The sequence below is a fragment of the Proteiniborus sp. genome (assembly GCF_040308045.1).
In the GTDB taxonomy this organism is placed as follows: Bacteria; Bacillota; Clostridia; order Tissierellales; family Proteiniboraceae; genus Proteiniborus.
In genome coordinates this window covers 1-26,780 of sequence record NZ_JAWRHZ010000037.1, presented here as the reverse complement: position 1 = coordinate 26,780, position 26,780 = coordinate 1, and the positions used below count along the sequence as shown (strand labels likewise).

Below are 26,780 nucleotides of genomic sequence, written 5' to 3'. Positions count from 1 at the left end.
ATTCATAATCATATTAGCTTTAACAAAATATAATTGCTTAGTAAATAAATTTACTTTTATAACATTATAAACTAAAAGAGAAATAAAGTAAACCCCTTTACTTTTAAATTTCTATATGTTAATATTGTAGCTAAGGTAAATATATTTAAGTTGAAGGGTTGGTCTTATGGAAAAACAAATCAAGGTTACTGTAGGCGAAAATTTGAGGAGAATAAGGAAAGACTTAGACTTAAAACAACATGAAATTGCCGGAGAAGATATTACTAGAAACCTAATCAGTCTTATTGAAAATGATAAAGCAATATTATATGATACTGCTGCTAACATTATCGCTAAAAATATAAATAGAATCATGAATGAAAGAAACTCAAATATTTTCATTAAGCCTGAAGACCTACTTAACCCTGAAAGATATGATGCTAGAAAAAAGGCAAATACATATATTGAGATGTTAGAGAATAGCTTGGCAAAAAAAGAATTAAATGTTGAGTTAGAAGAACTTAATGAAATAGAAGCTTTTTTAAACCACTGGGATATAGTAGATAAAAAAGTAAGAATATACGAATTATTAGGAGATATCTTTTACGTTTCTAATAACCTAAGTAAAGAATATTATTATTATTTCAAAGCCTTAGAAGCTTCTTATGATCATCCAAATATGAAAACTCGTTATAAACTTGCTTTGAAGCTGGTATATAATTGTATTGTTACTGGAAAAAATGAAGAAGCAATTAATTTATGTAACTATATGCTATTGAGTCAAAAAGATATGCCAGATAGAGTCGTAGGTATTTTCTACTATAATAGTGCACTAGCACATAAGAATTTAGGAGAAATTAGAAAATGCTTTGAAATATTAAATACTGCAAAAAAGCACTTTAATATGAGTATTAATGATAATAATAAAGATATGAAAAATGTATTAATGCTAGAAGGTGTATGCTACTTTAGAATTGGAAATTACACTGATTCACTTAAAAGTTACATTGAAATACTGAATTTATTAAATGAAAATAATAGTACTGATGAAATCTGTGTAGCCTACATAAATATAATCCAGATTTATATTAAGAAAAATGATAAAGAAAATATCCTAAAATATTTTGATAAAGTCTTGATTAGTCTGCCATATATAAATGAAAATTCCTTTTATCTTCCTGAGATATATTATGAAGTATCTAATATATATTCATATTTAGAAAATTATGATGATAGTGAAAAATATTTAAGTGCAGCTATAGCTTTATCAAAAAAAAGTGGAAAGCAAAATCTTTATAAGAAATTTATGTCCGGATTACTAGAGCTGTATATTAAGGCGAACTGGATAAATAAATTAAATAATTTAATGAATTCAATTGAAAATGATTTTGCTGATATGAAGTTAAGCGAAGAGTTTATCTTGATACTTAAATTACTTCTTTATTATATAAAGCAAAACAACTATAAAGTAGCAGAAACTTTAATTCAAAATCTAATACAAAAAGAAAAGGAGGTATAAATGATGAAAAAGAAAATATTTATGTTATTATCAATCCTAACAATTCTCAGTAGTTTTAGTAGTATTGCAATTGCAGGAGAAATAAACCCACCACCTATAAGAGAAGAATCTATCAAAATTATTAAACAAATATAGTTCAATAACTTTTCACAGAATAACCCATGAAGGAATAACTTAATATTTTAGACGATACTTGTTCATTACATTCTAATAAAAGACAAGCTTCCTCCGTAGTAGGCCTTAGAAAATTAAGGCTTACTTTTTTTGTGTAAAATAATTTGGTTTATTTTAAATCTTCTATATTGTTTGTTTTTATGATACAATACAACGAGGATTGCTATTTTAGATAAAGGAAGGTAGTTAGATGATTAATGTAACAGATTTAAGCTTACAATTTGGAGGACGCAAGCTCTTTTCAGATGTAAATATAAAGTTCACTCCTGGTAACTGCTATGGAGTTATTGGCGCTAATGGTGCTGGGAAAAGTACTTTTTTAAAAATTTTATCAGGTGAAATAGAATCAACTACTGGAGAAGTAAGTATAGCTCCAGGTGTACGTATGTCTGTACTAAAGCAAGACCATTTCCAATATGATGAACATCAAGTATTAGAAACAGTCATAATGGGAAATGCAAGATTATATGAAATAATGAAAGAAAAAGAATCTCTATATGCAAAACCAGATTTTACAGATGAAGATGGGATAAAAGCTTCTGAGCTTGAGTGTGAATTTGCAGAACTAGATGGTTGGGAAGCAGAATCTGAAGCTTCTTCTCTACTTCAAGGTCTAGGTATAAGCACAGAAATGCATGATAAAAAGGTAAAGGATCTTTCAGGAAATGATAAGATTAAAGTTCTCCTTGCTCAAGCGTTGTTTGGTAAGCCTGGAATTCTAATATTAGATGAGCCTACTAACCATTTAGATATTAAAGCTATATCATGGCTTGAAGAATTTTTAATTGAGTTTGAGGGCACTGTCATAGTAGTATCTCACGACAGATACTTCTTAAATAAAGTATGTACTCATATGGCTGATATAGACTTTGGAAAAATAAAACTATATATGGGAAACTATGATTTCTGGTATGAATCTAGCCAATTAGCACTACAGATGATGAAAGATCAAAACAAGAAAAAGGAAGAAAAGATTAAGGAACTTCAAGAGTTTATTGCTAGATTTAGCGCAAACGCTTCTAAATCAAAACAGGCAACTTCTCGTAAAAAACTACTTGAAAAAATATCTTTAGACGATATACAGCCTTCTAATAGAAGGTATCCATATGTTGGATTTAAACCTGAAAGAGAAGTAGGTAACAACATTTTAACTGTTGAAGGATTATCTAAAACTATTGACGGTATGAAGGTATTAGATAATGTTAGTTTTACAGTAGCTAAGGATGATAAAATAGCTTTTGTAGGAGACAATGAAATAGCTAATACTACATTATTTAAGATACTAATGGGAGATATGAAGCCTGATAGCGGAGAGTATAAGTGGGGTGTTACTATTACCACAGCTTATTTCCCTAAGGATAGCTCTGAATTCTTCAATGATATAGAATTAAATCTTGTAGATTGGATGCGTCAATTTTCTGAGGAAAAATCCGAAAGCTATCTAAGAGGATTTTTAGGCAGAATGCTATTCTCAGGTGAAGAAGCTCTGAAAAAAGCTAAGGTGCTTTCTGGAGGCGAAAGGGTAAGATGTATGCTTGCGAAGATGATGCTAAGCACTGCAAATGTATTGCTTTTAGACCAGCCTACAAACCATTTGGACCTAGAATCTATCACAGCATTAAATAATGGTTTAAAAGACTATAAGAGCAATATCTTATTTACTTCCCATGACCATCAATTTATCCAAACCATTGCTAATAGAATTATTGAAATTACTCCTTCAGGATTAATTGATAAGAATATGACTTATGATGAGTACCTTGAAACCAAAGGACAATAGATTAAGTAGCTAATATATAAGGGATATGCTAGTTTTGCATATCCCTTATATAAATCAATTTAATTTCATACTCTAGCTTGTTTGCCCAAATAGCCTTGATAATAATCCATTGCTATGTTTTTCTTCAATTTTGTGTATTTCATCTATTTCAATATGCTGCTCTAGACACATGGTAGCTATTTTATCCCTCAACTCACAGGGGAACTGTGCCGCTGTTCCACAACTTGAACTTACTTGTCTAGGCACTGGCATTAGTTTTACATCTATTCCTTTTTCTTTGAATGTCTTTTCAAATGTAAGTGCATGATTAGTAGTATGAAATGTAACTATACAATAATAATTCTCCACATCTTCACCTATTTTCTTAAATTAAGAATAAATTCATCCTCTTTTTCTTCTACATTTACTGTATATCCATGACTAGTGGCAAATCTTTTAATGTTTTCAACTGCTACTTGTGCATCAACAAGAACTTCTATGGTTTCATAGCCACTATCTATGGCATTTTTAGTTAATATGACTGGTTCAGGACAAGATCTTCCTCTTGCATCAACTATATTAGCCATTTACCTGACCCCCTTCTTTTTGAACGAAATTCTTTTTATTCTTATTTGCTGTTGCCACAACTGATGCTGCAATAGCTATGATTGCTACAATACCAATTATAACCGCAATTTTTCCATTTGGTGTAACTCCTGCTGGACTAGAAGCTAATCCAAAGTTATGAGCAAAAGCTGCACCTACTATTAGTCCTAGTATGGTTACTGCTGCATCTGTGTCTCCTTCACCTGCTAGTATTGTCTGTCTTAATGGACAACCTCCAAGAAGTACTGCGGTTATTCCTACTAAAACCATACCTAAGAAGTTCCATAAATGATCAGCATGTGCAATTGGCTGGTCTGCAAAGCCAATTTTAAATGCAGCTGGATTAAATACTAAGTTTCCTATTAGTGCAAATACAAATACACCTATTATTCCCCATAGAAAGTGAAAGTCTTTTATTAAAAATGCATCTCTAAATCCACCTGCTGTACAAAGTCTAGTTCTTTGAAGCATTAATCCTACTATAAGCCCTGCAGCTAATGATAGCAAAATAGGTGCTGTTTTGGATCCTGGTCCTTCTGTACTAAAAAATATAAATGCAGGTGCTACTACTAAAAGTATCAATAATACTACTGCTATTGCGGGCATTATGTAACCTGATGCCTCAGGTTGTTTTGTACTTCTGCCTAGTGTAAAGCCCTTCTTTAAAAACTGTATACCAATTAAGATACCTACTATATAGCCTGCTAAACCTAATAATGCATTTAAATCTCCATTTGCAAGTCTTAGAATCATTCTAAGTGGACAACCTAAGAATACTAAGGCTCCTATCATCATGAAAAATCCTAGTACAAAACGTATGATTGGTGAAGAGCCACCTCTTGCTTTAAATTCTCCTTTGGCCTTTGCAAATATAAATGCACCAAGTATAAATCCAATTATTTCAGGCCTTATATATTGTACTACTGCTGCCCTGTGAAGACCTAAGGCTCCTGCAATGTCTCTATAAAAGCATGCAACACATATTCCCATATTTACTGGGTTGCCAAACTTTACAAGTAGTGCTGCCAATATGCCCAAAACTGCTCCTGAGCCTATTATCTTCCATTTTGCATTCCTCATGTTATCACTCCATTCATGTTTATTTTCTACCATATATAATTATATTAGGCTTGTCACTTAATTAACAATTGAGTTTATCTATATTGCAATCTTGTTCAATAGATTTTCTAAATACCTATATATAAAAGCAAAAAATATCCTATTGTTTATTCACTATTTACAAGTCAATTCATATTATGTAATATGAGTTCTTTTATTTTATATACATACTTTGGAGGGATAACCTGTATGAATGACAATATCCAAGAAAAGATTTACGAAGGCATAAAAAAATATAGAGTTGCTAGATTTCTTCGTAATGGGAGAAATCTTGAGGAAGGTATTGATTGTCTAGGCTTTATACAACTTTTTTATAAAGATTTCGGAGTAGATATTCCTGGTGACGATGGTAAACCTATAGAAAAAGAATGGTATAGGACTGACCCTGAAAGGTATGTTCGGGGAATTAAAAGCTTAGGTTGCAGAGATGTCAGTATAGATGAACTCAAACCTCTTGATTTGGCTTATTTTGTAATTAGTCACGATGTAATTACTCATGCAGGAATCATGATAAGTAATAGAGAATTTGTCCATATGTCTCCTAAGAGTGGATTACTTATTAGTAAGCTTGAACGTCACTGGAGAAGAAGATTTAGAGGAGCAATAAGGGTTATAGAATAAATAGTACTACTATTGCAGTCATACTTAGAGAAGCAAATATAACTGTTCCTATAAAATTTATAAAGTGCTTTCAGGATGACATATAAGTTGTCATCCTGAGCTTTAGGAAAGAATCTCTAAATTTTTAGTAAACTCATAGGTTGCTATCCCCACAGCGATGGATAGATTTAAAGAATCTATTTCATTGCTATGGGGAATTATTACGCTTGTGCCTATGTCTTTAAATTCGTCTCCAAGTCCACTTCCTTCATTTCCAAAAACTAAGGAAAAATGCTTATTTAAGTCTGTATGAATTTCAGGTAAACTCTTTTTTGCATTAAGCATAAATGTATATATGTCATTTTTATATGTATTACTATAACTGTTAAAGTCATCAAAATACTGAAATGAAAGCTTAAATACTGCCCCCATAGATGCTCTTATTGCCTTAGGATCAAATATATCTACACCAGGTCTTATAATAGCCAAATCTTTTATTCCAAAACCTAAGACAGTTCTTATAATGGTCCCTAGATTACCCATGTCGCTAGGATTTACTAGTACAATATGATTTCTATTATTATCTAGCTTTTGCTTATATTTCTTAAATACTCCTACTGCATAGTTGTTTTCTTTTTTTGATATTCTGTTTATAGCTTTATCATTTATTTGAACTTGAATGTTATGCCTATTACATAAGTCTATTATTTTTTTTACACCTTCATTTTCCTTGCCAGAAGAGCTCAATAAAACCATTAGTACTTCTTCTCTTTTATTATTAATCAATTCCAATGTTGGAAATACACCTAGTGAATATGAATACTCAAAATCCTTCTTATATGATTTTAATTGAACGTCCATCAAATTTACCTCCGCTATTTTCTTTGTATAATCATGATTTAAGTCTTAATACTATTATACTATTTTTTTCATTTGAATATATGATTTTTTGATATTCTTCTTTTTTCTATTGTGCTATAATACTCATATGTTAAAGGAGGTTTTTTTATGGATAACATTTATTTTCTTTCTATTCCTATTAAAGAAATCTTTGGTTATTTTATTATTTATTCCTTTTTGGGATGGCTTTCAGAAGTAGGTTTTGCATATTGGAAAGAGAAAAGGTTCGTTAATCGTGGATTTTTGGCTGGTCCTTATTGCCCTATTTATGGATTTGGTGTTCTATTAGTTCTTTTATTCTTGATACCAGTTAGTAATAATATTATCTTTTTATTTTTTGGTGCATTATTTGTTACTTCTGTTCTAGAATATATAACTGGATATTTGCTAGAAAAAATATTTCATGCAAAATGGTGGGACTATAGTAACGAGCCATATAACTTAAGTGGTTATGTTTGTTTAAGTTTCTCTGTTATTTGGGGAGTTGTAGCTTCAATTGTTGTTCTATTTATTCACCCATTTATTAAAGGTCTAATACACTCTATTCCAACTTCTATTGTATACACTTTGACTTCTTTCATATTTATTGGGATGACAATAGACCTTATCACTACAGTATCTGGTATATTAAAGCTAAACCAATTGCTTAGAGATTTGACAGAAAAGCTAGAAAATATTGATAAGGCTGCCATAAAAGAAAAATTGATTCAAGAAAAAAGGGAAATGGTAACTAATGTAGGAGGAGTATTGAACGAAAAAAGAGAAGATATACATGAGATACTAACTGAAGCTAAAAATAAAATTAAAGAGTTTAAGGTAGAATATGAAGAATTACTTCAAAAACGAAGTTTTTCACATAGAAGAATTATAAAAGCTTTTCCTCACTTAAAAATAGACAGATTTAAACGTGCTCTTAATGAGCTAAAAAAAGAAATTAATAAATAAACAAAATATCATGTCATACGAGATTTATACCTGTCAAGTGGTATAATAAAAGTAATGACTATTTAAGGGGTGGATTGCCATAAAAAGAAGAAGGAATTATCTACATTTGCTGCCTATTATAATTATATCTATATTTTTGTTTAGATTTATTACTGTCCCTGGCTCTTTAGCTCCATACACTAAGCTTTTTCGACCGTTTATATGGGCTTTTGCTATTGCTTATATTTTAAATCCTTTACTCTGCTATGTCGAAAGTAAGTTTAAACTGAAAAGGATATGGAGCATATTAATAGTCTATATATTTCTTTTGCTTTTTGTAACACTTATTATTACAATCTTAGCTCCTAAGATAGTAATAGGCTTAAGAAACTTATTTAAAGAAATTCCAAACTATATTAAGATTACAGAAGAATATTTCAACACACATACTTTAAACTTTGGTATTCTAGACAGATTTGGAGTAACTGACTATCTCTATGAAAATCTTGCAAATATTATTGATCAAATAACTGCTACTTTAAATCCTTTGTTAAACAAAACTATAGTTCAGCTTATTGATATTACTTCAGCGATTACCTCAAGTCTTATGAATTTTCTTATGGGACTTGTGATATCAATTTATATGTTGTATGACAAAGAATTATTTAAAAAGCAAACAAAAGCTTTAATGTATTCTTTGTTTCCACAGGAGAAAGCAGAAAATATCATTAGTATAGGAAGGGAATCAAATGAAGTATTCTCAAGTTATTTGATTGGGAAAATAATTGATTCAACTATTATAGGTATATTGTGTTTTATAGGTTTGGCAATGCTAAGAACACCTTATGCTCTAGTTTTAAGTACTATAGTAGGAGTAACTAATATGATACCTTACTTTGGACCATTTATAGGTATGATACCTGCTACTGTGATTACTCTATTCTATAGTCCAATAAAAGCCTTATGGGTACTTATATTTATATTCTTGCTTCAACAATTTGATGGTTTATACTTAGGGCCAAAAATATTGGGGATGCATGTAGGCCTAAGCCCATTTTGGATAATAACTGCTGTGTTATTTGGTGGTGGACTAGCTGGGGTAATGGGAATGCTTCTTGCTGTCCCTATTGCTGCAGTTATTAAAACAATGCTTCAAAAATATATAGATGCGAAGCTAACAGCTAAAAATATAAAACTTTAAATAATACAAAAAAACAACCTAAATGAGATGAGGAATCTCTGTTATATAAAAGCTACTAAATTGACTAATTTAGTAGCTTTTATGTTCTAATCTTTTATGTGCAATTTCAACGCCTAATATGCATATATATATCCATATAAAACCAGCGCTATATCCTGCTATTATATCTGTTGGCCAATGTACACCCAGATATATTCTACTAAAGCCTGTAAGCCCAATGAAAACTATAGTAATTAGCCAGATAAATATCTTTTTTGAGTCTAACTTTTTGTTTCTCAAATATAGATATGCTACCATTCCATAGAAACAAAGTGTTATCATAGCATGCCCACTAGGAAAACTAAACCCTTTCTGTTGCACTAAGAAATATTCATAGGGTCTATGTCTTCCAAAAAAAGCTTTTAACGCCTCATTTAAACCATAGCCACCTAATAATGATATTAATATAGCATAAAGTTCTATTAAATGCCTACGCTTCACTAAAAACCAAATCAAAAATGGTCCTATTATAAAGTAAAATTTTGCAGAGCCTAAAAAACTAACTACTACCATAAAGTTCTTTATTGCTGGATTAATATTTTTATGAATTGAGGATATTATATTTTGGTCAAAATATATTCCTCCATCTGCTGAAGATATCTTTATGGCAAGAAATATGAATAATATTAATAGCACTGAGGAAATCATGGCGCCTAATATAATAGGTTTATTTTTCATTGTATAATTAGCCCCCTGTCATTTCTTTTGTTATTGGAAAGGCATATTTCCATTTATCATAGCATATTCATATTTTATTATATAATTAATAAATTTCAAAGTCTTAATTGTATCATAAAAAACCATTTTGTTTAGTACTTTTTCCCTAGTTGTTACAATTGAAATAGATTATCAATATTTTATCCACGTTATCCACATTATCCACAATCGTAGGTGGATAACTTATGTAAACATATATAGTCACATAATAAAAAGCAATACTTGGTGGTGCTTTACATAATAATTGGTTTTCCACAGCCTTAAAAGTTATCCACATAAATTATTCACACTTTATTTATTGCAGTATATTATGATATTCATTATCGATTGAAATGTTTGTTTAGGAAATAAGTCCTCTTTTATTTAATCTCCATACTCATTAAAGTATCTCATTACACCTATATAAATTCCCCAAGCTATTTTCTGTTGGTATTTAGAATCACTTAATTTCCTTTCTTCTTCAGGATTTGATAGGAATCCACATTCTATTAGCACTGCTGGTGCTTCTGATTCCCTGATTAGATATATTGTATCTCTTGACTGTGGAACTCTTTTATTATTTTTATCTAGTACATTCCGTAATTCTTCTTGAATTAATAATGCTAAATTCTTGCTTTTCTCACATCCCTCTTTGTAAAATGTCTGAGCCCCATAATATTGGGTTTGTGGAAAACTATTTAGATGTATAGATAACAGTATATCAGCCTGACTATTATTAACTTCTAATCTTCTATTTCTAAGGTCTTCGTTCTTTTTTTCTCTAAGAGTTGACGAGTCATCAGTATATAAACCCTGTCCATCATTTCTTGTAAGTATAACTATTCCGCCATTTTCTTCTATTAAACTTCTAAGCTTTAAGGCTATTTGAAGATTTATCTCATCTTCTTTAATTCCTTGTTTTCCTACTGCTCCTGGGTCAACTCCCCCATGTCCTGCATCAACTGCTATTACTTTATTTGTAATAGGTAGGTACATTGTAGGTACTGAGTGATTCTTTTCCATAATTATAAAAGCTATACCTAGTAATAGTAAAGGTAAAACTAATAATACTTCTTTTCTTATTATTACTAATTTCATAAATCTAACACCCCTTAACATCTTTGCCTTTAAAATATGATAATACTTAATACTATTTTTATGTTAATGAAGATATTACTATTGTGTTAAAGGATATAAAAAAAACGCCAGGCTGGTTTCCCAGTCTGACGCTCTGTATCTTTCGTGAACAAACTTTGTAATTGTAAACATACTTTTGTGTATGTCGACAATTTTCTATCTCTTTGAGAATTGTGATGCTCTTCTTGCTTTTTTAAGACCATATTTCTTTCTTTCTGTCATTCTTGGGTCTCTTGTTAAGAAGCCTGCTTTTTTAAGTATTGGTCTTAGTTCTTGGTCTGCTTTAATTAAAGCTCTTGATATTCCGTGTCTTACTGCTCCTGCTTGACCAGTAAATCCACCACCATTTACAGTAATTAATGCATCATATTTATCTAATGTATCTGTTATAGTAAGAGGCTCTTTAACTAACACTTTTAGTGTATCATAGTCAAAGTACTCTTCTAAATCTCTTTTATTTACAGTTATGTTCCCTGAACCTGGAACTAATCTTACTCTTGCTATTGATTTTTTTCTTCTACCTGTACCGTAGTATTGAACCTTAGCCATTTACAGTATCCTCCCTTCCTGAACTATATTTCATAAACTTCAGGTTTTTGAGCTTCATGTTTATGTTCTGAACCTTTGTATACTTTTAATTTTTTGAACATAGATCTTCCTAAAGAATTTTTAGGTAGCATGCCTTTAACTGCTAAACTAATAATCTTCTCTGGATTCTTTTCCATTAGCTTGCCATAAGAAATTTCTTTAAGTCCACCTGCATACCCTGTATGGTATCTATATGCTTTTTGCTCTAATTTCTTGCCAGTTAATACAACTTTTTCTGCATTGATTACTATTACATAATCTCCTGTATCAACATGTGGTGTAAATATTGGTTTATGTTTTCCTCTTAATATACTTGCGATTTCAGTACTAAGTCTTCCTAGTGTTTTTCCTTCAGCATCAATAATATACCATTTTCTTTCAATTTCATTAGGCTTTGCAATAAAACTTTTCATCTATTTCCCTCCTTGTAAACCGATGAGTTAAACGTATTTATATAAAAATCCGGGGCTAGTGGATTTTTTATGCTAACATACCTTTATATTTTAATACAACCTTCCACGTGTGTCAAGTCATTTTCAATAAATCGGCAATTTATTTATATTTATCTATACTAATAGAATACATTTTCTAGATATAAACCATGTGGTGGTGCAGTATGACCTGCTTTCTTTCTATCTTTTGACGCTATTATTTGTGGTATATCATTTCTACTTATCTTTCCTATACCTATATCTACTAGAGTACCTGCTATAATTCTAACCATATTATATAGAAATCCATTTCCATTAATCTTCAGCTCAATTATCTCATGATTTTTATTTAATGATGCATTATTTATTGTCCTAATAGTATCCTTTACTGAACTTCCTGAAGCCATAAAGGACTTAAAATCATGAGTTCCTATAAAATCAGCTAGAGATTTTTCCATTAAGTCAAAATGAAGCTTTTGTGGTATATGATAAGCATAATTTCTCAGTAATGGGCTTGGTATTCTTCTGTTGAAAAAAATATATCTATATTCTTTACCCTTTGCACTGTATCTTGAATGAAATGCTTCATCAACCTCTTCTGAATGACTTATGACTATATCACCTGGTAAGACACTATTAATAGCATCCTTAATTTTATCTTCAGGTATTCTTGCATTTGTAAAGAAATTTGCTACTTGTCCCCTTGCATGAACTCCTCTATCGGTTCTACCAGAGCCAAATATATCAATATCTTCTTTTGTTATCTTTTTTATGGAGTTTTCTATAGTCTCTTGAATAGTCCTTTGATTAGGCTGCTTTTGCCAGCCAAAATAATTAGTCCCATCATATTCTATTATGAGCTTTATATTCCTCATAATTTTACCCTCTTAAATATATCTATATGTGATTATTATTGCTATAAAAATACCAGTTATACTTAATGCCACCATGTCTGACTTCTCAAACTTTAATTCCTTCATTCTAGTTCTATTTTCTCCACCTCTATAGCATCTTGCTTCCATTGCCATGGCAAGCTCGTCTGCACGCCTAAATGCGCTTACGAAAAGTGGGACTAGTAGTGGGACTAGGCTCTTTGCTCTTTTCATTATGTTTCCACTTTCAAAGTCTGCTCCTCTTGCCATCTGAGCCTTCATAATCTTATCTGTTTCCTCTAATAAGGTTGGTATGAATCTAAGGGCTATGGTCATCATCATGGCTAGCTCATGGGCTGGTACACCTATTTTACTTAAGGGTTTTAGTAGCCTTTCAATTCCGTCAGTTAATGAAATTGGTGAGGTTGTAAGTGTTAAAAGTGATGTACCCATAACTAAGAATATTAGTCTCAATGCCATAAAAGTAGCTTGCCTTAACCCTTCTTTCGTAACATCTAAAGGTCCTATTTCAAAAAGCATCTCACCTTTTGTCATAAACAGATTTATCAAGAAAGTAATTGATATTATCAAAAATAGAGGCTTCAATCCTTTAAGCACATAGCCAAAAGGAACTTTAGATAGCTTTATTGTACCTAGAATAAATGTTACTACTAATATATAAGGATAAAAACTATTAATAAAAAATAAGGCTATTATAAATGCGAATGTTCCTAGTAACTTTACCCTAGGATCTAATCTATGAATAATTGTTTCTCCTGGAAAGTATTGACCTATGGTAATATTCTTAAGCATTTTCACTTCTCCTTAAATATCTTAATATTTCTTCCTTTGCCTCTTCTACGGTAAGTACATCTTCTCTAATATCATGTCCTTTACTCTTAAAGGCTTTCATAAAATATGTTATCTGCGGAGCCCCTAATCCAAGACTTTCAAGCTCAGTAGCTCTCTTAAATACTTCCCTAGGAGTACCCGTCATAGCTACCTTGCTCTTATACATTACAATGATTCTGTTTACCAATTTGGCTATATCTTCCATACTATGAGAAACTAAAATAATAGTCATCTTATTTTTTTGATATAAGTTTTGAATTTGTCCTAATATATCATCTCTTCCCTTAGGATCAAGTCCAGCAGTAGGCTCATCTAGTATTAAAACTTCAGGTTTCATGGCGATTACACCAGCTATAGCGACTCTTCTTTTTTGACCACCACTAAGCTCAAAGGGGGATCTTTCACTAACAGCTTCAAAATCTAGTCCTACAAGCTCCATAGCTTCTCTTACTCTTTTATCTACTTCTTCTTGGGATAATCCTAAATTTTGTGGCCCAAATGCAATATCTTTATATACAGTTTCCTCAAACAGCTGATGCTCTGGATACTGAAATACAAGTCCTACTTTTTGACGTATTTCTTTTAAGCTGGTACCCTTAGAGGTTATATCAGTTCCTCCTACTTCTATCTTGCCAGAGGTAGGCTTTATTAGTCCATTTAGATGTTGAATTAATGTTGACTTACCAGAGCCTGTATGACCTATTAGTCCTACAAACTCACCTTCATGTATCTCTAAGTTTATATTGTCTAAAGCTTTTGCTTCAAAAGGTGTGTTCTGATTATATATAAATGTTAAGTTTTCTATTTTTATTGACATAGTAATCCCACCAATTCATCAACTGTTAATATGTCAGCTGGAAGGTTAATGCCTTCTTTCCTGAGACCATATACTAACTCTGTAACTTGTGGCACATCAAGACCTAGTCTTTTCAATTCTTCTACTTTACTAAAGACTTGCTTTGGTGTACCTTCTAATACTATTTGTCCCTCTTCCATAACTACTATTCTATCTGCATTTACTGCTTCGTCCATATAATGGGTAATGTGGACAATAGTCTTTTTTTCTTCTTTATTTAATTTTTCTATTGTACTCATTACTTCTTTTCTTCCTGAAGGATCTAGCATAGCTGTGGGCTCGTCTAATACTATACAATCAGGGTTCATAGCTAGTATGCCCGCTATTGCTATTCTCTGTTTTTGTCCACCTGATAGTAAATGAGGAGCATGTTTTTTATACTGTCCCATTTCTACAATATCTAATGCTTCATCTACTCTTTTTCTTATTTCTTTAGGCTCTACTCCTTGATTTTCTGGACCAAATGCTACATCCTCTTCAACTATAGTAGCTACTAGCTGATTATCTGGGTTTTGGAATACCATACCTGCTGTTTGTCTTATATCCCATACCTTGTTCGTATCTGTAGTATCCATACCATTTACATAAACTTTTCCTCTTGTAGGTAATAAAAGCGCATTCATTAGCTTAGCAAGGGTGGATTTTCCAGAACCATTGTGTCCAAGGACCACTAGAAACTCACCTTTTTTTATCTCAAGGCTAATATCCTTTAATGCTGCAAATTCTTTATCTTCAGTTGTAGTATATTCATAAGTTACATTTTCTATCTTTATCATTGTATCTGTCATTAATATCCCTCTCTATAACATACATTATGTACCACTTAAGTTTAACACATGTTATTGCTATATTCAACGAAACTCTATTCTTTTCAACAATTCTATATTATATCATACCGCAGATAAAGAATAAATAATCAATTTTCATTATTGTGATAGAAATATAATAGAAATATTAAGCGAACATTTGCAGGATATGACTATAATTCTTAGCGAATGTAAATTAAAAATCCGTTAAGAAATTCGCATGTTTGAACGAAGTGAGTTTGCGAATTTTAGGATTTTTAATTGGAATGAGCTATAGAATTATTCATATCAGATTATGACCTAACCCGATTCATGAAGTGAATCGATGGTAGGTCAAATGCAAAGGGCTTCAAATTTATGTGAGTGTAACGAGCAAATAAATTTGCATAGCCCGACTGCTAACCGAGAGTGTATATTTCTATTATATTTCCTACACCAAAATAAAAGGGACTAAGTTTATAATGCTTCAACTTAATCCCTAAAACACTTATACTAATTCTAATATTACTGTTTCTGCAGCGTCGCCTCTACGTGGTCCAAGTTTTAACATTCTTGTATAACCACCATTTCTATCTGCATATTTTGGTGCTATGTCATCGAATAAATTTTTAACTACTGTTTCATCATACACATATGCCAAGACTTGACGTCTAGCATGTAAATCTCCTCTTTTTGCTAGAGTAATCATTTTTTCCGCCATTCTCTTAGTTTCTTTGGCTCTTGTTTCAGTTGTTTCTATTTTGCCATTTCTAAGTAGGCTTGTAACAAGATTTCTAAGCATTGCTTTTCTGTGATCAGTAGGGCGTCCTAATTTTCTTAGCTTAGCCATCCTTATCCCTCCTTTAAGCTGGTATTACTCATCACTTTTCTTCAAACCTAACCCTAACTCTTCAAGTTTTTGTTGAACTTCTTCAAGGGATTTCTTTCCAAGGTTTCTTACTTTCATCATATCTTCTTCACTCTTCTGTGTTAATTCCTCAACAGTATTAATACCCGCTCTCTTTAAGCAGTTATAAGATCTAACGGAAAGATCTAGTTCTTCAATAGTCATCTCAAGAACTTTTTCCTTCTTATCTTCTTCTTTTTCAACCATTATTTCAACATCATTAACATGTTCTGTTAATGTAATAAATAGGTTTAAATGCTCATTGAGTATTTTAGCACCTAATGAAGTAGCTTCATCAGGTTTTATAGTACCATCTGTCCAAACCTCAAGAGTCAACTTGTCATAATCGGTAATCTGTCCAACCCTTGTGTTTTCAACTTTAAAATTCACTTTTTTAACAGGAGTATAAATAGAGTCTATTGGAATAACACCTATTGGTTGGTTTTCCTTCTTATTTCTCTCTGCAGGGACATAGCCTCTGCCCCTTGTCATTTCCAGCTCCATATATAGTTTTGCATCATCTTCAAGAGTAGCTATGTGTAGATCTTTATTTAATATCTCTACTTCACTACCTGTAACAATATCTCCTGCTGTAATGGTTCCAGAACCCTCAGCTTCTATTTTTAGCATTACAGGTTCATCTGAGTACATTATAGCAGCAATATTCTTTATGTTTAGAATAATCTCTGAAACATCTTCTAATACTCCAGGTATAGTGGAGAATTCATGCAATACACCTTGAATTTTTATAGAAGAAACTGCAGCTCCTGGTAATGACGATAGTAAAATTCTCCTTAAAGAATTACCTAAGGTAGTTCCATATCCTCTTTCTAAAGGTTCAACAACAAATTTTCCATAAGTGTTGTCTTCGTTTATGTCAACAATCTCTATTTTTGGTTTTTCTATTTCTATCATTTAGACTTGACCCTCCTTATAATCTTTATTAGTCTATCTTGAGGGTAACTGATTCTAATAATTATTATTTAGAATATAGCTCTACTATTAATGTTTCTTCTATTGGTAGATCGATATCTTCTCTAGATGGCTCAGAAACAATTTTTCCTGACATGTTTTCAATGTCAATTTGAAGCCATGGCACTACATTCCCTTGGAATCCCTCTTGAAGTTCCTTAAATCTTGGTGATGATTTGCTTCCTTCTTTAACTTCTATAGAATCTCCAACTGAAGTTAAGTATGAAGGGATGTCAACCTTCTTACCATTTACTCTAAAATGACCATGAGTAACAAGTTGTCTTGCTTCAGCTCTTGATGCAGCTAATCCTAGTCTAAATACTACATTGTCTAATCTTGATTCTAATAATTTTAATAGGTTTTCACCTGTAATTCCTACTTTTTTATCTGCTACTTCAAAGTATTTTCTCATTTGGCTTTCGGAAATACCATAGTATCTACGAACTTTTTGTTTTTCTCTTAATTGCATACCATAGTTAGATATTTTTTTCCTGCCTTGTCCGTGTTGCCCAGGAGCATAGTTTCTTCTAGTTACTGGACATTTGTCCGTAAAACATTTATCTCCTTTTAGGTAGAGTTTTTGTCCTTCTCTACGGCAAAGTCTACAAACAGGACCTGTGTATCTTGCCATTCTTGTGCACCTCCTATATCAATTCACTAGACTCTTCTACGTTTTGGTGGTCTACAACCGTTATGTGGTACTGGAGTTGTATCCTTAATCATACTAACTTCAAGTCCAGTTGCTTGTAATGATCTGATCGCAGCTTCTCTACCAGCTCCCGGTCCTTTAACAAATACTTCTACAGTCTTAAGTCCATGCTCCATAGCTTTTTTAGCTGCTTCTTCAGCAGCCATTTGAGCAGCAAATGGAGTTGATTTTCTTGAACCTTTAAAGCCTAATTGTCCGGCACTAGCCCAAGATAGTACATTACCATTAGCATCAGCTAATGTAACTATTGTATTATTGAAAGTTGATCTGATATGTGCTTGACCTCTTTCAATATTTTTACGTTCTCTTCTCTTTACACGTGTTTTTGCACCTTTTTTAGCTACCAATCAAAGTCCCTCCTTTACTATTACTATTTACCTTTTTTACCTGCAAGTTTCTTAGGACCTTTTCTAGTTCTAGCATTATTCTTAGTATTTTGTCCTCTTACTGGAAGACCTCTTCTATGTCTTAATCCTCTATAGCATCCAATTTCTCTTAATCTTTTGATGTTAAGGGATACTTCTCTTCTAAGGTCTCCTTCTACCATATATGTGTCTATTATTGATCTCAATTCATTAACTTCTGATTCTGTTAAATCTCTTACTCTGGTATCTGGATTAACACCGGCTTTAGCTAGTATTTCTTTTGATCTAGCTCTTCCGATTCCAAATATATAGGTTAATCCTACTTCTACCCTTTTATCTCTTGGTAAGTCAACACCGGCAATTCTAGCCATTAAAGTTTACACCTCCTAAAACTGTGCATTCTAGTTAAGTTAATTCTAACTATACTATTTGCTTTGAAATCTGAAACTAAAATTTATTTTAAGCAGCCGCAATGATAAACTTGTATCAACTAAAATATTATACTAAATATTTGACAACATGAATAGAGAATAATTACTATTGTTTTATATTTTATTATTGAATTCTAAAAAAGTAATTCTTCTCTTATTAACCTTGTTTTTGTTTATGTCTTGGGTTTTCGCAAATCACCATAACTTTGCCTTTTCTTTTGATAATTTGACATTTTTCACAAATCTTTTTAACTGATGGTCTTACTTTCACCGTAAACCCTCCTTGCTACTTATTACGCCATGTAATCCTACCTCTTGTTAAATCATAAGGTGATAATTCTATCGTTACCTTATCGCCTGGTAAAATCCTTATGAAGTTCATTCTAAGTTTCCCAGAAATGTGAGCTAGTATTTCATGGCCGTTTTCTAGTTTTACCTTAAACATGGCGTTTGGTAGAGCTTCTGCTACGGTCCCTTCTACCTCAATAACATCATTTTTAGACATTAGGTAATCGAACCTCCCGTTCAATAGGTATTATATCTCTTTATAAAATGGATCTAAAGCTTTTCTGATATATGCGTTATTTATCTTTTGTTGATCCCTTAACTTATCATTAAGGTCTTCTATAATAGTTTTATAAACTATTAAGTGCTTTATCTTCTTTTTCTTTGGACTATCTATTCTTCTATAGTCTCCGTCAGATATCAACACATATTCATCATCTACTATGTCTAATACAACAAATACTTTTCCTTTATCTCTTCCTGCTTTAGATCTAACCACCTGACCTAAATGAATATCACTAGTGGTTTCCATGTAATTCACCTCTTCGATGGATTATAACTTAGTTAAGATTAATGGCTCATCATTTGTAATAACAATTGTATGCTCATAATGTGCAGACTTTTGGCCATCTATCGTAACTACTGTCCAGTTATCACTTAGTACTTTTACATGGTAAGTGCCTACATTGACCATAGGCTCTACAGCTAGAACCATTCCTGCTTTAAGTCGAGGCCCTTTCCCTGGTAGTCCAAAGTTTGGTATTTGGGGCTCTTCATGCATTCTCTGACCGATTCCATGACCAACAAAGTCTCTAACTACCGAAAAACCATTATTTTCTACATATTTCTGTACTGCATGTGAAATATCGGATAATCTATTGCCTACTCTGGCATATTTTAGTCCTTCATAAAAAGACTGTTTAGTCACTTCTATTAGTTCTAAATCTTTGTCAGAAACATTACCAACTGGAAATGTTTTTGCTCCATCCCCATAATAACCATCAACAATAGTACCGATATCTATACTTATAATATCGCCATCTTTTAACTTGTTTAATCCAGGAATTCCATGGACTACTACTTCATTAATAGAAGCACAAATACTTCCTGGAAAATCATTATAGCCTTTAAACGCAGGTAGCGCTCCATGACTCCTGATAAAGTCTTCTGCTGCTTCGTCAAGTTCTTTTGTAGTCACTCCTGGCCTTATCATGTCTTTGAGAAAGGCATGTGTTTCAGCAACAAGCCTTCCTGCTCTAGACATTATTTCTATTTCTCTTTCACTTTTTAAAATTATCATTATTATTCTCTCCCTAATGATATTACTATGTCCTGAAATACTTTATCAATGTTTTGTTTACCATCAATGTTAATTAGTATACCCTTTTTTCCATAGTAATCTATTAGAGGTTGTGTTTGCTCAAGATATACTTCGATTCTTTTTGTTACTGTTTCTACAGTATCATCTTTTCTTTGAATAAGTTCTCCACCGCAAACATCACATTTCCCCTCAACTTTAGAAGGATTGAATTTTATATGATAAGTTGCCCCACAATCTTTACACACTCTTCTGCCTACTGCTCTATCAATAAGCTCTTCTTTGCTAACCTCTATATTTATCACTTTGTCTAACTCATAATTTAAACCATTAAGTTCAACATCTAGAGAGTCAGCTTGCACAACTGTTCTTGGAAAGCCATCTAATAAAAAGCCTTCTACGCAATCTTTTTCTGTCAATCTATCTTTAACAATGGCTACCACTAAATCATCAGGTACTAGTAAACCCTTATCCATATATTCTTTTGCTTTTTTTCCTAGGTCTGTACCTTCTTTAATATTTTTTCTAAATATATCTCCAGTTGATATGTGTGGTATTTTATATTTCTCAACTATGTTAACCGCCTGAGTTCCTTTACCTGCACCAGGTGGCCCTAGTAAAATAAGTCTCAATCACATCATCTCCAAAGAGTGTTATTTGAATCTCTATGCTATTTTAAAAATCCTTTGTAGTGTCTCATCATCATTTGAGCTTCAATTTGCTTCATAGTCTCTAATGCAACACCTATAACTATTAGCAGCCCTGTACCGCCGAAGTGTATATTGAGCTTAATGAAAGCTTCTAATATAACTGGTAGTGTTGCTATGATAGCTAAAGCTATTGCACCTGCAAACGTAACTCTTGAAATAACTCTACTTAAATAATCTGATGTTGGCTTTCCTGGTCTTATTCCTGGTATAAATCCACCATATTGTTTCAAATTGTTTGCATACTCAATAGGATTAAACTGTACTGCTGTGTAGAAGTATGTGAAGAATATAATCAATAAAATGTTTAGTATTGAATATATCCATGCTCCTACAGCACCGTTTAGTGTAAAGTACTTTGTAATAAAAGCAGCAAACTTACCATTAGGATTTAAAAACATTGCCAAGATTTGAGGAAATTGTAGTAATGATGTAGAGAAGATTACAGGAATAACTCCTGCCATTAACACTTTTATAGGTATATGTGTACTTTGTCCTCCATACATTTTTCTGCCTACAACTCTTTTAGCATACTGAACAGGTATCTTTCTAGTACCGTCTTGTATAGCTATAACTCCAACTATAATTACTAGTGCTACAATTAAGAAGCCAATTACTTTAAGTATATTTACTTCTCCAGCTGCAACTAGTCTAAACATATTTATCAATCCGCTAGGAGCTCTTGAAATGATACCTACAAATATTATTAGTGAAATACCATTTCCAATACCTTTTTCAGTAATAAGTTCCCCTAACCACATTAAAAACGCTGTTCCAGCAGTTAATACTAAAACAATTACTGCTACTGGTAGGAATTCTCTACTAATAAGGGCTTTGTTGAAAAATCCTACACTGATACCTATTGCTTGGACCAATGCAAGTATTACTGTACCATATCTAGTGTATTCAGCGATTTTCTTTCTTCCTTCTTCGCCCTCTTTTGCTAGTGCTTCTAAGCTTGGAATAGCAATTGTCAATAACTGTATAATAATTGATGCAGTTACATATGGGTAAATGTTAAGCGCAAAAATTGTAAAATCTTTGAAAGCTCCCCCTGCCATTAAGTTTAGAAAATCTAGCATTCCCCCTGAGCTAGCAGCAAACATGGATTCTATAACTTTTCTGTCTATTCCAGGAACTGGAATACTAGAGCCTAATCTAAACACTACAAGCATGGCTAATGTAAATAAAATTCTCTTTCTCAAATCCGGAATTTTCCATGCATTTCTAAGAGTTGATAGCAATTTAGATCACCTCTACCTTTCCCCCATTAGCCTCAATTTTTTCAGCTGCTGATTTGCTGAATTTGTTGGCCTTAACAGTTAATTTTTTATTTAATTCACCATCACCAAGTATTTTTACTCCATCTTCAAGCTTATTTATTATACCTGATTGAATTAATAGTTCTGGTGTTACTTCTACATTATCTTCAAATATATTTAAATCACCAAGGTTAACGATAGCGTATTTTTTAGCAAATATATTTGTAAAACCTCTTTTAGGAAGTCTTCTATATAGTGGCATTTGTCCACCTTCAAAACCTGGTCTTACGCCGCCGCCAGAACGTGATTTTTGTCCTTTTTGTCCTTTACCGGAAGTTTTACCTTGTCCTGTTGCTGTACCTCTACCTAATCTTTTAGTTTTCTTGCTTCCGCCACCTTGATTTGGTCTTAATTCATGTAGCTTCATGGTTGCACCTCCTCTTACAAAGTTCTACTCAATAACTTCTACTAAATAATTGACTTTTTCTATCATACCTCTAATTTGAGGAGTATCTTCTTTCTCAACTATTTGACCTATTTTTTTAAGTCCTAAGGCTTCAATAGTTTTTCTATGAGCTTCTACTCTTCCTATTGTGCTCTTTATTAGTTTGATTTGAATTTTAGCCAAGGTATTTCCCCCCTAACCTAATAACTCTTCTACAGTTTTTCCTCTAAGTCTTGCAACTTCTTCAGCTCTCTTAAGCTGTTTCAATGCTTCCATAGTTGCATTTACCATGTTTCTAGGATTATTTGAACCTAAGGATTTACCTCTAAGGTCTCTGATACCTGCAAGCTCGATAACAGCACGCACAGGACCTCCAGCTATAACTCCAGTACCTTCTGAAGCTGGTTTAAGTAATACTCTTCCTGCTCCAAACTCTCCAACTGTTTCATGAGGAATTGTTGTACCTACAGTAGGTACTTTTATTAAATTCTTTTTAGCATCTTGGATTGCTTTTCTGATAGCTTCTGGAACTTCAAGTGCTTTAGACATTCCTACACCAACGTGTCCATTTTCATCTCCAACAACTACTAGAGCACTAAATCTGAAGTTTCTACCACCTTTAACAACTTTAGTTACACGATTTATACTAACTACTCTTTCTTTTAAATCTAATTCGCCAGCATCTATACGACCATGTTGCATTATTTTCCCTCCTTCATCTAGAACTTTAATCCGCCTTCTCTTGCACCTTCTGCAAGTTCTTTAACTCTTCCGTGATAAATATATCCACCTCTATCGAATATGACTTCACTAACTCCTTGAGCTAGAGCTCTTTCAGCAACTAATTTACCAACTTCTTTGGCTGCTCCTTTGTTTCCAGTTGTCTCTAGCTTTTCTTTTAAGTCTTTATCGAGTGTAGAAGCAGATACTAAAGTTCTTCCTGCTTTGTCATCGATTATTTGCGCATATATATGATTTAAACTTCTATACACATTTAATCTTGGTCTCTCAGGAGTTCCATTTACAGTCTTTCTTATTCTTAAATGCCTTTTTTGTCTTTTTACATTACTATTTACTTTATTAAGCACCTGTTTTCACTCCTTTCCTACTTACCTGTCTTTCCTTCCTTACGTCTTACTACTTCGCCTTCATATCTTACACCTTTACCTTTATAAGGTTCTGGTCTTCTTAAGTCTCTAATTACTGCAGCATAATTTCCAACTTGTTGTTTGTCAATGCCCTTAACAATTATCTTTGTAGCAGCTGGCACTTCAACTTCAATACCTTCTGGATCTTCCATCTCAACTGGATGAGAAAAGCCTAAAGTAAGTACTAGCTTTTTACCTTGTTTTTGAGCACGATAGCCTGTTCCAACGATTTCAAGGCTCTTAGTGTATCCATTAATAACCCCTTCAATCATGTTAGCTAACAATGATCTAGTTAAACCATGTAAAGATTTATGTCTTTTTTGTTCAGTTGGACGTGATAAATGAATTACATTGTCTTCTATATCAATTTTAATTTCTTTATCAAGTTGTTGTTCTAGTTTTCCTTTTGCGCCTTTAACTACTACATAGTTATTTGTATCAACTTTTACTTCCACACCACTTGGTATAGTTATCGGCTTTAAACCTATTCTTGACATGACTGCACCTCCTGTTCCTTTAAATCAGTCTTTTATCTATTACCAAATGTAGCAGATTACTTCTCCGCCTACGCTTTCTTTTCTTGCTACTTTATCTGTAATAACTCCTTTAGATGTTGAAATAATTGCTATTCCTAGCCCTCCTAGAACCCTAGGTATTTCATCGCCTTTTACATAAACTCTTAAACCAGGCTTAGATATTCTTTTTAATCCAGAAATTATTTTCTCATTATCTTTTCCATATTTAAGTTGTACTCTTAAAATGCCTTGCTTTCCATCTTCTATTACATCAAATCCTCTTATGAATCCTTCTTCTAAAAGGATATTAGCTATTGACTTCTTCATATTTGAAGCTGGGATATCCACAGTCTCATGTTTTGCATTGTTCCCGTTTCTTATTCTTGTAAGCATATCTGCAATTGGATCAGTCATCACCATTCGAGTCTACCTCCTTCCATTTTAACAATCTATTACCAGCTCGCTTTTTTTACTCCAGGAATCTGTCCCTTGTAAGCTAGTTCTCTGAAGCAAATACGGCAAACTCCGAACTTTCTTAAATAGGCATGTGGTCTTCCGCAAATTCTGCATCTATTGTATTCTCTAGAGCTGAATTTTTGCTTTCTGTTTTGTTTTATAATCATTGACTTTTTAGCCACTCTATATCGCCTCCTCCATTACTTTCTAAAGGGCATTCCCATAAGTGCTAAGAACTCTTTTGCTTCCTCATCAGTTTTAGCTGTAGTCACAACAATTATGTCTAGACCTTTTATAGCATCTACTTTATCGTAATCAATTTCAGGGAATATTAACTGTTCCTTAATTCCTAAAGCATAGTTTCCTCTACCATCAAATGATGTTGCAGAAACTCCTCTAAAGTCTCTAACCCTTGGTAACGCAATGTTCATTAGTTTATCAAGAAACTCGAACATTTTTTCTCCTCTTAATGTTACCTTTGAACCAACTGGCATTCCTTCACGAACTTTAAAGTTTGCTACAGATTTTTTTGCTTTAGTTACTATTGGTTTTTGTCCTGATATAATGCCTAGTTCTTCTACAGCTGATTCTAACAATTTTGGGTTATCTCTAGCTGCTCCTAAGCCCATGTTTAAGACAATTTTCTCTAGCTTAGGTACTTCCATTATATTTTCATATTTAAATTTCTCCATTAATGCTGGAACGACTTCATTTATATATTTTTCTTTAAGGCGTGTTGCCATTTTGTGAACCTCCTTTCAACTGTAGCTTAACTATAAAACTTCACCGCATTTTCGGCAGACTCTTACTTTTTCACCATTCTCTAAAAATTTATGTCCGACTCTAACACCTGTTTTATCCTTATTACAATATAGCATTACGTTTGACACGTGTATTGGTCCTTCTTGATGAATTATTCCGCCTTGTTGTAATTGCTGATTTGGTTTCTTATGCTTAGTAAGCATATTTATACCTTCTACAATAACTCTATTATCTTTTGGAATAGCAGCAAGTACTTTTCCTTTTTTACCTTTATCTTTACCTGAAATAACTACTACTGTGTCACCTTTTTTAACATGCATTACCTACACCTCCTCTTATAATACTTCAGGTGCTAATGATATTATCTTCATATAGTTACCATCTCTTAGCTCTCTTGTAACTGGTCCGAAAATACGAGTACCTATTGGTGATTTATCATCTTTTATTATTACAGCTGCATTCTCATCAAATTTAATGTAGCTTCCGTCTTGTCTTCTAACACCTTTTTTAGATCTAACTATAACAGCTTTTACTATTTCACCTTTTTTAACAACACCACCAGGTGTTGCACTTTTAACAGTAGCTACTACTACATCGCCTATATTAGCATACTTTCTACGTGTTCCACCTAGAACCTTTATGACTAATAATTCTCTAGCTCCAGAATTATCTCCTACTTTTAAACGTGATTCTTGTTGTAACATTTATTACCCTCCTTTCATCGATACCAAGGATTATTTTGCTTTTTCTATTATCTCAACTAGTCTCCATCTTTTTTCTCTGCTCAATGGTCTAGTTTCCATTATCTTAACTTTATCGCCTATGCGGCATTCATTATTTTCATCATGAGCTTTAAATTTTGTAGTCCTTTTAACCATCTTTCCGTATAAAGGATGTGCAACAAATGTTTCTATTGCAACTACAATTGTTTTATCCATTTTGTCGCTTACAACTTTACCAGTTCTAACTTTTCGGTTTCCTCTTTGCATTAGGCTAGCCCTCCTTTCCCTTGCAACTATGCGTTAATCTGTTTTATTTCTCTTTCCCTAATTATTGTTTTAACACGCGCAATATCTTTTCTAACAGATTTAATTCTCATTGGGTTATCAAGCTGTCCTGTAGCTAATTGAAATCTTAGATTAAACAGTTCAGCTTTTAAATCGTTTAGTTTGTTATCAAGTTCTTGAGCAGTCATTTGACGAATTTCATTAGCTTTCATTAGCTTCACCACCCTCTTCAATTACATCTTGTCGAGTGACAAATTTAGTTTTAATAGGTAATTTATGTGCTGCTAGTCTCATAGCTTCTCTAGCAGTATCTTCAGGAATTCCAGCCATTTCGAATAGAATTCTTCCTGGTTTAACTACAGCTACCCAGTATTCTGGTGAACCTTTACCAGAACCCATACGAGTCTCAGCAGGTTTTTGTGTTATAGGTTTATCTGGGAATATTTTTATCCAG

42 protein-coding genes are annotated in these 26,780 nt (G+C 32.6%); 6 read left to right on the top strand and 36 right to left on the bottom strand.

Annotated features, from left to right (window positions below; genetic code table 11):
- The first annotated feature begins 166 nt into the window (after positions 1–166).
- The 3 genes from ABV008_RS07305 to ABV008_RS07295 all read left to right on the top strand — a co-directional run bounded on the left by ABV008_RS07305 (position 167) and on the right by ABV008_RS07295 (position 3,452).
- Entirely contained in the window at positions 167–1,498 is a 1,332-nt protein-coding gene (locus ABV008_RS07305; protein ID WP_352419167.1) for a helix-turn-helix domain-containing protein, read from the top strand.
- Between the two features lie 3 nt (positions 1,499–1,501).
- A complete protein-coding gene (locus ABV008_RS07300) occupies positions 1,502–1,633 on the top strand; it encodes a hypothetical protein (RefSeq protein WP_352419166.1) in 132 nt (43 codons plus the stop codon).
- Positions 1,634–1,862: 229 nt separating this feature from the next.
- Positions 1,863–3,452 carry an ABC-F family ATP-binding cassette domain-containing protein gene (locus tag ABV008_RS07295; RefSeq protein ID WP_352419165.1) on the top strand — a complete coding sequence of 530 codons (1,590 nt, stop codon included), beginning with the start codon at positions 1,863–1,865 and terminating at the stop codon, positions 3,450–3,452.
- Between the two features lie 72 nt (positions 3,453–3,524).
- On the opposite strand, the gene ABV008_RS07290 is transcribed toward ABV008_RS07295, so the two are convergent.
- From ABV008_RS07290 to yedE, 3 genes are read right to left on the bottom strand one after another with little or no spacing between them, the layout of a single operon-like run.
- Positions 3,525–3,800 (bottom strand): putative Se/S carrier protein, encoded by a 276-nt coding sequence (locus ABV008_RS07290; protein WP_352419164.1) that lies wholly within the window; start codon positions 3,798–3,800, stop codon positions 3,525–3,527.
- Between the two features lie 8 nt (positions 3,801–3,808).
- A complete protein-coding gene (locus ABV008_RS07285) occupies positions 3,809–4,018 on the bottom strand; it encodes a sulfurtransferase TusA family protein (RefSeq protein WP_352419163.1) in 210 nt (69 codons plus the stop codon).
- Complete coding sequence (gene yedE / locus ABV008_RS07280) at positions 4,011–5,150, bottom strand: YedE family putative selenium transporter (RefSeq protein WP_352419162.1); 1,140 nt, start codon at positions 5,148–5,150, stop codon at positions 4,011–4,013. Before yedE ends, ABV008_RS07285 begins: the two co-directional genes overlap by 8 nt.
- Before the next feature lie 195 nt (positions 5,151–5,345).
- Between yedE and ABV008_RS07275 the strand changes: the two genes are divergently transcribed.
- Entirely contained in the window at positions 5,346–5,777 is a 432-nt protein-coding gene (locus ABV008_RS07275) for a C40 family peptidase (protein WP_352419161.1), read from the top strand.
- Positions 5,778–5,879: 102 nt separating this feature from the next.
- On the opposite strand, the gene ABV008_RS07270 is transcribed toward ABV008_RS07275, so the two are convergent.
- On the bottom strand, positions 5,880–6,617 hold the full coding sequence (locus ABV008_RS07270; RefSeq protein ID WP_352419160.1) for a TrmH family RNA methyltransferase: 738 nt from the start codon (positions 6,615–6,617) through the stop codon (positions 5,880–5,882).
- A 147-nt stretch (positions 6,618–6,764) separates the two neighbouring features.
- Between ABV008_RS07270 and ABV008_RS07265 the strand changes: the two genes are divergently transcribed.
- Together ABV008_RS07265 and ABV008_RS07260 are read left to right on the top strand one after the other, a co-directional pair.
- Positions 6,765–7,601, top strand: a complete 837-nt coding sequence (locus ABV008_RS07265) for a putative ABC transporter permease (protein WP_352419159.1) — start codon at positions 6,765–6,767, stop codon at positions 7,599–7,601.
- Positions 7,602–7,707: 106 nt separating this feature from the next.
- Positions 7,708–8,781, top strand: coding sequence for an AI-2E family transporter (locus ABV008_RS07260; protein ID WP_352419158.1), 1,074 nt, complete (start codon positions 7,708–7,710; stop codon positions 8,779–8,781).
- 69 nt (positions 8,782–8,850) lie between these two features.
- Here ABV008_RS07260 and ABV008_RS07255 read toward each other — a convergent pair whose 3' ends face one another.
- The 32 genes from ABV008_RS07255 to rplP all read right to left on the bottom strand — a co-directional run.
- Positions 8,851–9,498 carry a phosphatase PAP2 family protein gene (locus tag ABV008_RS07255; RefSeq protein WP_352419157.1) on the bottom strand — a complete coding sequence of 216 codons (648 nt, stop codon included), beginning with the start codon at positions 9,496–9,498 and terminating at the stop codon, positions 8,851–8,853.
- 402 nt (positions 9,499–9,900) lie between these two features.
- Positions 9,901–10,614 (bottom strand): N-acetylmuramoyl-L-alanine amidase CwlD, encoded by a 714-nt coding sequence (cwlD, locus tag ABV008_RS07250; RefSeq protein WP_352419156.1) that lies wholly within the window; start codon positions 10,612–10,614, stop codon positions 9,901–9,903.
- A 195-nt stretch (positions 10,615–10,809) separates the two neighbouring features.
- Positions 10,810–11,202 carry a 30S ribosomal protein S9 gene (gene rpsI / locus ABV008_RS07245; RefSeq protein ID WP_352419155.1) on the bottom strand — a complete coding sequence of 131 codons (393 nt, stop codon included), beginning with the start codon at positions 11,200–11,202 and terminating at the stop codon, positions 10,810–10,812.
- A gap of 23 nt (positions 11,203–11,225) precedes the next feature.
- Positions 11,226–11,654 (bottom strand): 50S ribosomal protein L13, encoded by a 429-nt coding sequence (gene rplM / locus ABV008_RS07240; RefSeq protein ID WP_352419154.1) that lies wholly within the window; start codon positions 11,652–11,654, stop codon positions 11,226–11,228.
- A gap of 158 nt (positions 11,655–11,812) precedes the next feature.
- Positions 11,813–12,547, bottom strand: a complete 735-nt coding sequence (truA, locus tag ABV008_RS07235; RefSeq protein WP_352419153.1) for a tRNA pseudouridine(38-40) synthase TruA — start codon at positions 12,545–12,547, stop codon at positions 11,813–11,815.
- A gap of 12 nt (positions 12,548–12,559) precedes the next feature.
- Positions 12,560–13,357 (bottom strand): energy-coupling factor transporter transmembrane component T family protein, encoded by a 798-nt coding sequence (locus ABV008_RS07230; protein ID WP_352419152.1) that lies wholly within the window; start codon positions 13,355–13,357, stop codon positions 12,560–12,562.
- Complete coding sequence (locus ABV008_RS07225; RefSeq protein WP_352419151.1) at positions 13,350–14,213, bottom strand: energy-coupling factor transporter ATPase; 864 nt, start codon at positions 14,211–14,213, stop codon at positions 13,350–13,352. The genes ABV008_RS07230 and ABV008_RS07225 overlap by 8 nt, the downstream gene beginning before the upstream one ends.
- Entirely contained in the window at positions 14,204–15,040 is an 837-nt protein-coding gene (locus ABV008_RS07220) for an energy-coupling factor transporter ATPase (protein WP_352419150.1), read from the bottom strand. The genes ABV008_RS07225 and ABV008_RS07220 overlap by 10 nt, the downstream gene beginning before the upstream one ends.
- Positions 15,041–15,545: 505 nt before the next feature.
- Positions 15,546–15,887 carry a 50S ribosomal protein L17 gene (gene rplQ / locus ABV008_RS07215; RefSeq protein WP_352419149.1) on the bottom strand — a complete coding sequence of 114 codons (342 nt, stop codon included), beginning with the start codon at positions 15,885–15,887 and terminating at the stop codon, positions 15,546–15,548.
- A 24-nt stretch (positions 15,888–15,911) separates the two neighbouring features.
- The gene (locus tag ABV008_RS07210) at positions 15,912–16,859 is read right to left on the bottom strand and encodes a DNA-directed RNA polymerase subunit alpha (RefSeq protein WP_352419148.1); all 948 of its coding nucleotides are present in this window, start codon (positions 16,857–16,859) and stop codon (positions 15,912–15,914) included.
- Positions 16,860–16,923: 64 nt separating this feature from the next.
- Complete coding sequence (gene rpsD, locus ABV008_RS07205) at positions 16,924–17,547, bottom strand: 30S ribosomal protein S4 (protein WP_352419147.1); 624 nt, start codon at positions 17,545–17,547, stop codon at positions 16,924–16,926.
- A gap of 26 nt (positions 17,548–17,573) precedes the next feature.
- Positions 17,574–17,972, bottom strand: coding sequence for a 30S ribosomal protein S11 (rpsK, locus tag ABV008_RS07200; protein WP_352419146.1), 399 nt, complete (start codon positions 17,970–17,972; stop codon positions 17,574–17,576).
- A 23-nt stretch (positions 17,973–17,995) separates the two neighbouring features.
- Positions 17,996–18,361, bottom strand: coding sequence for a 30S ribosomal protein S13 (rpsM, locus tag ABV008_RS07195; RefSeq protein WP_352419145.1), 366 nt, complete (start codon positions 18,359–18,361; stop codon positions 17,996–17,998).
- Positions 18,362–18,578: 217 nt separating this feature from the next.
- Positions 18,579–18,692, bottom strand: coding sequence for a 50S ribosomal protein L36 (gene rpmJ / locus ABV008_RS07190; RefSeq protein ID WP_352419144.1), 114 nt, complete (start codon positions 18,690–18,692; stop codon positions 18,579–18,581).
- A gap of 15 nt (positions 18,693–18,707) precedes the next feature.
- Positions 18,708–18,926 (bottom strand): translation initiation factor IF-1, encoded by a 219-nt coding sequence (infA, locus tag ABV008_RS07185; RefSeq protein WP_352419143.1) that lies wholly within the window; start codon positions 18,924–18,926, stop codon positions 18,708–18,710.
- A gap of 30 nt (positions 18,927–18,956) precedes the next feature.
- Positions 18,957–19,238 (bottom strand): KOW domain-containing RNA-binding protein, encoded by a 282-nt coding sequence (locus ABV008_RS07180; RefSeq protein ID WP_352419142.1) that lies wholly within the window; start codon positions 19,236–19,238, stop codon positions 18,957–18,959.
- 21 nt (positions 19,239–19,259) lie between these two features.
- Positions 19,260–20,006, bottom strand: a complete 747-nt coding sequence (gene map / locus ABV008_RS07175; RefSeq protein WP_352419141.1) for a type I methionyl aminopeptidase — start codon at positions 20,004–20,006, stop codon at positions 19,260–19,262.
- Positions 20,007–20,008: 2 nt separating this feature from the next.
- Positions 20,009–20,656 carry an adenylate kinase gene (locus ABV008_RS07170; RefSeq protein ID WP_352419140.1) on the bottom strand — a complete coding sequence of 216 codons (648 nt, stop codon included), beginning with the start codon at positions 20,654–20,656 and terminating at the stop codon, positions 20,009–20,011.
- Positions 20,657–20,694: 38 nt separating this feature from the next.
- The gene (secY, locus tag ABV008_RS07165) at positions 20,695–21,975 is read right to left on the bottom strand and encodes a preprotein translocase subunit SecY (protein WP_352419139.1); all 1,281 of its coding nucleotides are present in this window, start codon (positions 21,973–21,975) and stop codon (positions 20,695–20,697) included.
- Between the two features lies 1 nt (position 21,976).
- A complete protein-coding gene (rplO, locus tag ABV008_RS07160; protein ID WP_352419138.1) occupies positions 21,977–22,420 on the bottom strand; it encodes a 50S ribosomal protein L15 in 444 nt (147 codons plus the stop codon).
- 24 nt (positions 22,421–22,444) lie between these two features.
- Complete coding sequence (rpmD, locus tag ABV008_RS07155) at positions 22,445–22,621, bottom strand: 50S ribosomal protein L30 (protein WP_352419137.1); 177 nt, start codon at positions 22,619–22,621, stop codon at positions 22,445–22,447.
- Positions 22,622–22,633: 12 nt separating this feature from the next.
- Entirely contained in the window at positions 22,634–23,140 is a 507-nt protein-coding gene (gene rpsE, locus ABV008_RS07150; RefSeq protein WP_352419136.1) for a 30S ribosomal protein S5, read from the bottom strand.
- A gap of 17 nt (positions 23,141–23,157) precedes the next feature.
- Positions 23,158–23,526, bottom strand: coding sequence for a 50S ribosomal protein L18 (rplR, locus tag ABV008_RS07145; RefSeq protein ID WP_352419135.1), 369 nt, complete (start codon positions 23,524–23,526; stop codon positions 23,158–23,160).
- Positions 23,527–23,543: 17 nt separating this feature from the next.
- Positions 23,544–24,083 (bottom strand): 50S ribosomal protein L6, encoded by a 540-nt coding sequence (gene rplF / locus ABV008_RS07140; protein WP_352419134.1) that lies wholly within the window; start codon positions 24,081–24,083, stop codon positions 23,544–23,546.
- A 39-nt stretch (positions 24,084–24,122) separates the two neighbouring features.
- A complete protein-coding gene (rpsH, locus tag ABV008_RS07135; RefSeq protein WP_352419133.1) occupies positions 24,123–24,521 on the bottom strand; it encodes a 30S ribosomal protein S8 in 399 nt (132 codons plus the stop codon).
- 32 nt (positions 24,522–24,553) lie between these two features.
- On the bottom strand, positions 24,554–24,739 hold the full coding sequence (locus tag ABV008_RS07130) for a type Z 30S ribosomal protein S14 (RefSeq protein ID WP_352419132.1): 186 nt from the start codon (positions 24,737–24,739) through the stop codon (positions 24,554–24,556).
- A gap of 18 nt (positions 24,740–24,757) precedes the next feature.
- Positions 24,758–25,300, bottom strand: coding sequence for a 50S ribosomal protein L5 (gene rplE, locus ABV008_RS07125; RefSeq protein WP_352419131.1), 543 nt, complete (start codon positions 25,298–25,300; stop codon positions 24,758–24,760).
- Between the two features lie 30 nt (positions 25,301–25,330).
- Positions 25,331–25,639, bottom strand: coding sequence for a 50S ribosomal protein L24 (gene rplX / locus ABV008_RS07120; RefSeq protein WP_352419130.1), 309 nt, complete (start codon positions 25,637–25,639; stop codon positions 25,331–25,333).
- A gap of 15 nt (positions 25,640–25,654) precedes the next feature.
- Positions 25,655–26,023, bottom strand: coding sequence for a 50S ribosomal protein L14 (rplN, locus tag ABV008_RS07115; RefSeq protein ID WP_352419129.1), 369 nt, complete (start codon positions 26,021–26,023; stop codon positions 25,655–25,657).
- A gap of 30 nt (positions 26,024–26,053) precedes the next feature.
- Positions 26,054–26,308: a 30S ribosomal protein S17 gene (gene rpsQ, locus ABV008_RS07110; RefSeq protein WP_352419128.1), complete on the bottom strand. Its 255-nt coding sequence runs from the start codon at positions 26,306–26,308 to the stop codon at positions 26,054–26,056.
- Positions 26,309–26,334: 26 nt separating this feature from the next.
- Positions 26,335–26,538, bottom strand: a complete 204-nt coding sequence (gene rpmC / locus ABV008_RS07105; RefSeq protein WP_074350974.1) for a 50S ribosomal protein L29 — start codon at positions 26,536–26,538, stop codon at positions 26,335–26,337.
- A partial coding sequence (gene rplP, locus ABV008_RS07100) for a 50S ribosomal protein L16 (RefSeq protein WP_352419127.1) occupies positions 26,528–26,780 on the bottom strand: 253 nt, incomplete at its 5' end. The genes rplP and rpmC, both read right to left, overlap by 11 nt.

Excerpts from the sequence above, each read along its gene's own strand:
- ABV008_RS07220 (WP_352419150.1), bottom strand. The coding sequence starts at position 15,040 with ATGACAGATACAATGATAAAGATAGAAAATGTAACTTATGAATATACT.
- rplE (WP_352419131.1), bottom strand. The coding sequence starts at position 25,300 with ATGGCAACACGCCTTAAAGAAAAATATATAAATGAAGTCGTTCCAGCA.
- rpsD (WP_352419147.1), bottom strand. The coding sequence starts at position 17,547 with ATGGCAAGATACACAGGTCCTGTTTGTAGACTTTGCCGTAGAGAAGGA.
- yedE (WP_352419162.1), bottom strand. The coding sequence starts at position 5,150 with ATGGTAGAAAATAAACATGAATGGAGTGATAACATGAGGAATGCAAAA.
- rplM (WP_352419154.1), bottom strand. The coding sequence starts at position 11,654 with ATGAAAAGTTTTATTGCAAAGCCTAATGAAATTGAAAGAAAATGGTAT.
- rpmC (WP_074350974.1), bottom strand. The coding sequence starts at position 26,538 with ATGAAAGCTAATGAAATTCGTCAAATGACTGCTCAAGAACTTGATAAC.
- rpsM (WP_352419145.1), bottom strand. The coding sequence starts at position 18,361 with ATGGCTAGAATTGCCGGTGTTGACTTACCAAGAGATAAAAGGGTAGAA.
- rpsH (WP_352419133.1), bottom strand. The coding sequence starts at position 24,521 with ATGGTGATGACTGATCCAATTGCAGATATGCTTACAAGAATAAGAAAC.
- infA (WP_352419143.1), bottom strand. The coding sequence starts at position 18,926 with ATGTCTAAAAATGATGTTATTGAGGTAGAAGGGACCGTAGCAGAAGCT.
- ABV008_RS07275 (WP_352419161.1), top strand. The coding sequence starts at position 5,346 with ATGAATGACAATATCCAAGAAAAGATTTACGAAGGCATAAAAAAATAT.
- ABV008_RS07225 (WP_352419151.1), bottom strand. The coding sequence starts at position 14,213 with ATGTCAATAAAAATAGAAAACTTAACATTTATATATAATCAGAACACA.
- truA (WP_352419153.1), bottom strand. The coding sequence starts at position 12,547 with ATGAGGAATATAAAGCTCATAATAGAATATGATGGGACTAATTATTTT.
- rpsE (WP_352419136.1), bottom strand. The coding sequence starts at position 23,140 with ATGCAACATGGTCGTATAGATGCTGGCGAATTAGATTTAAAAGAAAGA.
- cwlD (WP_352419156.1), bottom strand. The coding sequence starts at position 10,614 with ATGAAATTAGTAATAATAAGAAAAGAAGTATTATTAGTTTTACCTTTA.
- ABV008_RS07305 (WP_352419167.1), top strand. The coding sequence starts at position 167 with ATGGAAAAACAAATCAAGGTTACTGTAGGCGAAAATTTGAGGAGAATA.
- rpsI (WP_352419155.1), bottom strand. The coding sequence starts at position 11,202 with ATGGCTAAGGTTCAATACTACGGTACAGGTAGAAGAAAAAAATCAATA.
- rplN (WP_352419129.1), bottom strand. The coding sequence starts at position 26,023 with ATGTTACAACAAGAATCACGTTTAAAAGTAGGAGATAATTCTGGAGCT.
- ABV008_RS07265 (WP_352419159.1), top strand. The coding sequence starts at position 6,765 with ATGGATAACATTTATTTTCTTTCTATTCCTATTAAAGAAATCTTTGGT.
- ABV008_RS07295 (WP_352419165.1), top strand. The coding sequence starts at position 1,863 with ATGATTAATGTAACAGATTTAAGCTTACAATTTGGAGGACGCAAGCTC.
- map (WP_352419141.1), bottom strand. The coding sequence starts at position 20,006 with ATGATAATTTTAAAAAGTGAAAGAGAAATAGAAATAATGTCTAGAGCA.
- ABV008_RS07230 (WP_352419152.1), bottom strand. The coding sequence starts at position 13,357 with ATGCTTAAGAATATTACCATAGGTCAATACTTTCCAGGAGAAACAATT.
- ABV008_RS07300 (WP_352419166.1), top strand. The coding sequence starts at position 1,502 with ATGAAAAAGAAAATATTTATGTTATTATCAATCCTAACAATTCTCAGT.
- ABV008_RS07285 (WP_352419163.1), bottom strand. The coding sequence starts at position 4,018 with ATGGCTAATATAGTTGATGCAAGAGGAAGATCTTGTCCTGAACCAGTC.
- rplX (WP_352419130.1), bottom strand. The coding sequence starts at position 25,639 with ATGCATGTTAAAAAAGGTGACACAGTAGTAGTTATTTCAGGTAAAGAT.
- ABV008_RS07180 (WP_352419142.1), bottom strand. The coding sequence starts at position 19,238 with ATGGAAACCACTAGTGATATTCATTTAGGTCAGGTGGTTAGATCTAAA.
- rplO (WP_352419138.1), bottom strand. The coding sequence starts at position 22,420 with ATGAAGCTACATGAATTAAGACCAAATCAAGGTGGCGGAAGCAAGAAA.
- rpsQ (WP_352419128.1), bottom strand. The coding sequence starts at position 26,308 with ATGCAAAGAGGAAACCGAAAAGTTAGAACTGGTAAAGTTGTAAGCGAC.
- ABV008_RS07210 (WP_352419148.1), bottom strand. The coding sequence starts at position 16,859 with ATGATAGAAATAGAAAAACCAAAAATAGAGATTGTTGACATAAACGAA.
- ABV008_RS07270 (WP_352419160.1), bottom strand. The coding sequence starts at position 6,617 with ATGGACGTTCAATTAAAATCATATAAGAAGGATTTTGAGTATTCATAT.
- rplF (WP_352419134.1), bottom strand. The coding sequence starts at position 24,083 with ATGTCAAGAATAGGTTTAAAGCCGATAACTATACCAAGTGGTGTGGAA.
- rplQ (WP_352419149.1), bottom strand. The coding sequence starts at position 15,887 with ATGGCTAAGCTAAGAAAATTAGGACGCCCTACTGATCACAGAAAAGCA.
- ABV008_RS07255 (WP_352419157.1), bottom strand. The coding sequence starts at position 9,498 with ATGAAAAATAAACCTATTATATTAGGCGCCATGATTTCCTCAGTGCTA.